Annotated in this window: 7 protein-coding genes and 1 pseudogene; 3 read left to right on the forward strand and 5 right to left on the reverse strand. The window is 70.2% G+C overall.

The window, feature by feature from the left end; translation table 11 throughout:
* From F3J14_RS33380 to F3J14_RS33390, 3 genes and pseudogenes are all read left to right on the forward strand, one after another.
* Positions 1–245 (forward strand): annotated as a pseudogene (locus tag F3J14_RS33380) (acetyl-CoA C-acetyltransferase); the annotation flags it as partial.
* A 211-nt stretch (positions 246–456) separates the two neighbouring features.
* Positions 457–1,200: an acetoacetyl-CoA reductase gene (gene phbB, locus F3J14_RS33385; protein WP_166726527.1), complete on the forward strand. Its 744-nt coding sequence runs from the start codon at positions 457–459 to the stop codon at positions 1,198–1,200.
* Between the two features lie 199 nt (positions 1,201–1,399).
* Positions 1,400–1,600: a hypothetical protein gene (locus F3J14_RS33390; protein ID WP_006755826.1), complete on the forward strand. Its 201-nt coding sequence runs from the start codon at positions 1,400–1,402 to the stop codon at positions 1,598–1,600.
* A gap of 81 nt (positions 1,601–1,681) precedes the next feature.
* Here F3J14_RS33390 and F3J14_RS33395 read toward each other — a convergent pair whose 3' ends face one another.
* The 5 genes from F3J14_RS33395 to F3J14_RS33415 form a co-directional block, all read right to left on the reverse strand.
* Positions 1,682–1,972, reverse strand: coding sequence for a hypothetical protein (locus tag F3J14_RS33395; RefSeq protein WP_166726528.1), 291 nt, complete (start codon positions 1,970–1,972; stop codon positions 1,682–1,684).
* Between the two features lie 22 nt (positions 1,973–1,994).
* Positions 1,995–2,528 carry a hotdog family protein gene (locus F3J14_RS33400; protein ID WP_166726529.1) on the reverse strand — a complete coding sequence of 178 codons (534 nt, stop codon included), beginning with the start codon at positions 2,526–2,528 and terminating at the stop codon, positions 1,995–1,997.
* Positions 2,525–3,343, reverse strand: coding sequence for a beta-ketoacyl synthase chain length factor (locus F3J14_RS33405; RefSeq protein ID WP_166726531.1), 819 nt, complete (start codon positions 3,341–3,343; stop codon positions 2,525–2,527). Before F3J14_RS33405 ends, F3J14_RS33400 begins: the two co-directional genes overlap by 4 nt.
* A complete protein-coding gene (locus tag F3J14_RS33410) occupies positions 3,340–4,563 on the reverse strand; it encodes a beta-ketoacyl-[acyl-carrier-protein] synthase family protein (RefSeq protein ID WP_166726532.1) in 1,224 nt (407 codons plus the stop codon). Before F3J14_RS33410 ends, F3J14_RS33405 begins: the two co-directional genes overlap by 4 nt.
* 63 nt (positions 4,564–4,626) lie before the next feature.
* On the reverse strand, positions 4,627–5,179 hold a 553-nt coding region (locus F3J14_RS33415), incomplete at its 5' end, for a polysaccharide deacetylase family protein (protein WP_166726534.1).

The following is a 5,179-nucleotide window of genomic DNA, read 5'->3' on the forward strand; positions in this document are numbered from 1 at the left end:
TGATGGAAATCAACGAGGCATTCGCGGCGCAGGCGCTGGCGGTGCACAAGCAGATGGGCTGGGACACGTCGAAGGTGAACGTGAACGGCGGGGCGATCGCGATCGGTCACCCGATCGGCGCGTCGGGGTGCCGGATCCTGGTGACGCTGCTGCACGAGATGGTCAAGCGCGACGCGAAGCGCGGTCTGGCGTCGCTGTGCATCGGCGGCGGGATGGGCGTCGCACTCGCGGTCGAGCGCGGTTGAGCGGGGCCTGACGAGCATGCACGCGTGCGGCGCAGGCCTGCGCCGCGCACGCGCGCAGCAGCTTTCGCGCGGAACGAGCAACCCGCAACAGGTGTGATGTTCCGATGCGCGCCGCGTCAGCGACGCGGGCGCATCGAAGCGGTGGGGCGGCGGCAGGTGCCATGCCGTCGCTGCGCACCATTGATTACTTTTCTTCTCGGTAACTCATAGGATGACTAAGCGAATTGCAGTTGTGACGGGTGGGATGGGCGGTCTTGGCGAAGCGATCAGCATCCGGTTGAACGACGCTGGCTACCAGGTCGTTGTCACGTATTCGCCGAACAATACCGGTGCCGATCGCTGGCTGACCGAGATGCACGCGGCCGGCCGCGAATTCCACGCGTATCCGGTGGATGTGGCCGATTACGATTCGTGCCAGCAATGCGTCGAGAAAATCGTCCGGGAAGTCGGCCCGGTCGACATCCTGGTGAACAACGCGGGCATCACGCGCGACATGACGCTGCGCAAGCTCGACAAGGTCAACTGGGATGCGGTGATCCGCACCAACCTCGATTCCGTGTTCAACATGACGAAGCCGGTTTGCGAGGGCATGGTCGAGCGCGGCTGGGGACGCATCGTCAACATCGCGTCGGTCAACGGCTCGAAGGGTTCGGTCGGCCAGACCAACTACGCGGCCGCGAAAGCCGGCATGCATGGCTTCACGAAATCGCTCGCGCTCGAGACTGCGCGCAAGGGCGTGACGGTGAACACCGTGTCGCCGGGCTATCTCGCGACGAAGATGGTGACGGCGATCCCGCAGGACATCCTCGATACGAAGATCCTCCCGCAGATTCCGGCGGGCCGGCTCGGCAAGCCCGAGGAAGTCGCGGCGCTGGTCGCGTATCTGTGCTCGGAGGAGGCCGGCTTCGTGACGGGCTCCAACATCGCGATCAACGGCGGCCAGCACATGCACTGACGCGCGGCGGCCCGGGCGGCGTTCGCGCGCGCGTCCGGGCCGTGCTCCCGCTGTATCCAGCGCCGGGGCGACGCGGCACGCGCGCGGTGATGGATCACGGACGCAGGTTCGCCGCACATGCGGCGGACCGTATGCGTCCGCGCGCCGGCCACCGCGTCGCGGCATGCGTGCCGCACCGGCCTCGCATTCCGGAGGAGGCATGGGTGAAACCTGGATGGGACTCGCGATCGGCGGCTCGGCACTGGCCGTCGCGCTGACGATGGCGATCGCGCTTCACTGGCTCGAGCGGCGCCGCGCGCGGCTGCTGCGAAATTTCGATCATCGCGATTGCTGGTTCGTCGCATACGGCAAGTGCCTCGCGCGCAGGCCGGCGCGCCGCACGCGCAGCGGCGCGCGATGACGGTGGCGGTGCGGCAACGGCGCACTCAAGCGTCGTGCCGCATCCCGCGCAGCCTGTCTGCGGTGCGCGGGACGCTCACACTCAATCGCTCTTCTGCGCGCCTTCGCCCGAATCGTTCTTGTGGAAGATTCGCTTCGTCGTGCGCTTGGTGGCATCCCAGCCCTCGCGCGACACATGCGCGATGCCGTGGCCGACTGTCTTCGCGGCGCTTGCGGTCGCATGGCCGAAGCTGCGCGCGGCGTCGCCAGTCTTGTGCGCGGCCTCCTTCGAATCGCGCTTGATGTCCTGCTTCACTTCCGACATGTCCGCGTGCGCGATCGGGCTGATCAGTGCGAGAACGATTGCGGTGCAAATGAACTGACGTGCTTTCACGACCTGGTTTCCTTGGGCAAATTCATCGGGGGCCTGCGTGGCCGGCTGGCGGCGGCACGAGTGCGCCGGCCGCCGATGCATCGAGCATCACCGCGGCGCGGCCGCTGAGCAGCACGCGATCGCCGCAGCGCAGCGCGAAGCCGTACAGCACGGTGCAATCGTCGCCGCCGATGCGTTCGGCGTCGACGATCAGCGGCAGCGCGAACGTGTCGAGCCGATCGACGAATGCGTCGACATTGCGCACGCTCGCGAGATAGCCGGCGCGCGGCCGCGTTTGTTCCGTCTGCTCCTGTTGCGCCCCGAGCAGCGCGCCGTGCACGGCCATCGCCTGCGCCGCATATTCGATCCCGCAGACCGACGCGAGCCGGCCGCGCGAGCGCAGCGGGTTGTGCGGATCGCGATGGCTCGTCGCGCTGCAGCGAATGCGCGCGGCATCCCATGCTTCGACTCGATCGAGCACGCACATCGCGCCGTCGTGCGGAATGTGCGCGGCGATCCATGCGCGATCGAGCGTCGTCGTCGGCGGCGGCATCGGCGTCGAGACGGGCGCCGTCATGGCGCGCGCTCCGCGGCGGCATCCGGCAGCGCGATATCGACCTGCACGCGCGCGTCTTCCAGATAGTCGAGCACGACGCGCGTCGCACGCCGCGCGGCGAGCGCGTCGAGCAGCGGCAGCGCACGCGCGGCCGGATTGCCGGTGCGCAGCGCGTCGAGTTCGCGGTTCGCGAGCGTCGTCGCCGGCGCGTCGGTCAGCTGCACATCGATGCGCGCGAGCGTGCGTTCGCTTGCGTCGGGCGCGAACACGAACGCGACGCCGAATGCGTCGACGATCGGCCGCACCGCGCGCAGCGGCTCCGGATAGTCGGTGTCGTAGACGATCAGCAGGCTCGGCACGCGATCGACCGCGACCTGGCACAGGCTCTCGAGCAGGCCCGCGGCAAAGCTGCCGTCGTGCGCGCACAGCACATTCGACGTCGCCATCGCACGGGTGGCGATGCTCCAGTAGCCGGCCGGCGCGTTGTGCACGGAGTTGTGAAAGCGCGTGGGCGACAGGTGGCGGTCGTCGCCGGCGAGGGTCTCGCAGATCGCGTGGCAATTCTGGCCGTCGCCGCCGGACGCGCTGAACACGGTCGCGAGCGTGGCGGCATCGCGCCCGCTCGCGGCTGCCGCTTCGAGCCCGACTGCGAGCGCGACGCGCACCACGGGGCCGGTGCGGCGACGTTCCGCCGGCGGCAGGCCGGCCGGCGGCGGCAGCACGGTGCGCGCGCTCGCATAGGCCGTGCGGCCCGCGAGCACGTCTGCCGCGTGCGGCCAGTCGTTCAGTCCCGGCCCGACGAGGCCGACGCTTTCGATGAAGGCGGTGAGTGTCATGTCGGCTCCCGGCGGCGGGCGTGCTCGGCGCGGCCGAGGATCAGGCTGCAATTCGTGCCGCCGAAGCCGAACGAATTGGACAGGACCGCACGCAGGTGCGCGTCGCGGCTCGCGAGCACGTAGTCGGCGGCCAGCGCCGGGTCGGGTTGCGTCGTGTTGACGCCGGCCGGCACGAACTGCTCGCGCAGCGCGAGCGCGGCGACGACCGCTTCGAGCGCGCCGGCGGCGCCGAGCGTGTGACCAGTCGCCCCCTTCGTCGAGCTGCACGGCGTGCGCGCGAGCAGCGCGCCCACGGCGCGGCTTTCGGCGGCGTCGTTGCTCGGCGTCGCGGTGCCGTGCAGGTTCACGTAGTCGATGTCGCTCGCATCGAGGCCGGCCGATGCGAGCGCCTGTTCGATCGCGAGGCGCGCGCCGAGCCCGTCCGGATGCGGCGACGACATGTGATGCGCATCGCTCGATTCGCCGACGCCGAGCAGCAGGATCGCGTCATCGTCGAGCGCGGCGGGTGCCTGCGGCACGCGTTCGAGCAGCGCGAACGCGGCGGCCTCGCCGATCGAGATGCCGTCGCGCGCGACGTCGAACGGCCGGCACGGCCGGCGCGACAACAGTTCGAGCGAATTGAAGCCGTACAGCGTCGTCAGGCACAGCGAATCGACGCCGCCGACGACGGCCGCATCGATCAGCCCCGCTTCGATCATCCGGCGCGCGGAGCCGAATACCTTCGCGCCGGACGAACACGCGGACGAGATCGCCATCGCCGGCCCGCGCAGCGCGAAATATGCGCGCACGAAAGCGGCCGGCGAATACGGGTTGTGGGTGTGCGCATAGCGGAATCCGGCGGGCAGTGCGCCGCTCGCCGGATCGCGTTGCTCGTACGCGCGTTCGGTCTCGAGGATGCCGGACGTGCTCGTGCCGATGAACACGCCGACGCGTGCGGCGCCATGGCGCGACACGGCCGCCGCGACGCGCGCGTCGAAGCCGTCCTGGACGAGGCCGAGCTGCGCGAGGCGGTTGTTGCGGCAGTCGAAGTCGGCGAGATCCGCGCGCACAGGCTCCGCATCGACGCCGTCCACCGTGCCGATCCAGGTGTCGAGTTCGGCGCGTTCGAAGTCGCACGGCGTGAGCCCGCCGCGCGCGTGGCGCAGCGCGTCGAGGGTCGCGTCGAGGCCGCGGCCGATGCAGCTGGTGGCGGTGAAGTGCGAGAGCAGCAGAGGTTTCACGAGGGTCGCATCCGGTGGCCGGAACGGGCGCCGCAGCAGGGCTGGCGGGCGCGCCGGGCATGGTCAGATTTTATCAAACGGGGGGGCCGGCATGCCCGGCTGGCCGGGCGGTTCGGACGGTTCGGGCGCGAGCGCGGCGCGCAGCGTGGTCCACTGCAACCGCGCATCGGCGGCCGCGCGCAGCAGCGCCGGCAGCACGTCGAGCACGACCGGTTCGCCGCGCGCATCGCGCGCCGCGTGGCCGTCGTGCACGAGCAGGATATCGTGTGGCGCCAGGCCGTTCAGCAGGCGGCGCGTGACGGTGTCCGCATCGTGCTCGCGCGTGTCGAAGCCGCGTCGCGTCCAGCTGGCGAGTTGCAGACCGAGCTCGCAGAGCACCGGCTCGAGAAACGGATTGCGCAGGCCGGCCGGCGCGCGAAAGAAGCGCGGTCGCGTGCCGGCGATCTCGGTCAGCGTCTGCTGCGCGGCAGCGATTTCGCGCCGCAGCGCGGCGGGCCCCGACAGCGAGAACGTATGCCGGTGCCGCTGGCTATGGTTCTCGACCGCGTGGCCGCGTGCGACGATCGCTTCGATCCAGTGCGGATGGCGGCGCGCGAGATCGCCGATGCAGAAGAAC

The sequence above is a fragment of the Burkholderia sp. Tr-862 genome, assembly GCF_011753085.1.
In the GTDB taxonomy this organism is placed as follows: domain Bacteria; phylum Pseudomonadota; class Gammaproteobacteria; order Burkholderiales; family Burkholderiaceae; genus Burkholderia; species Burkholderia ambifaria.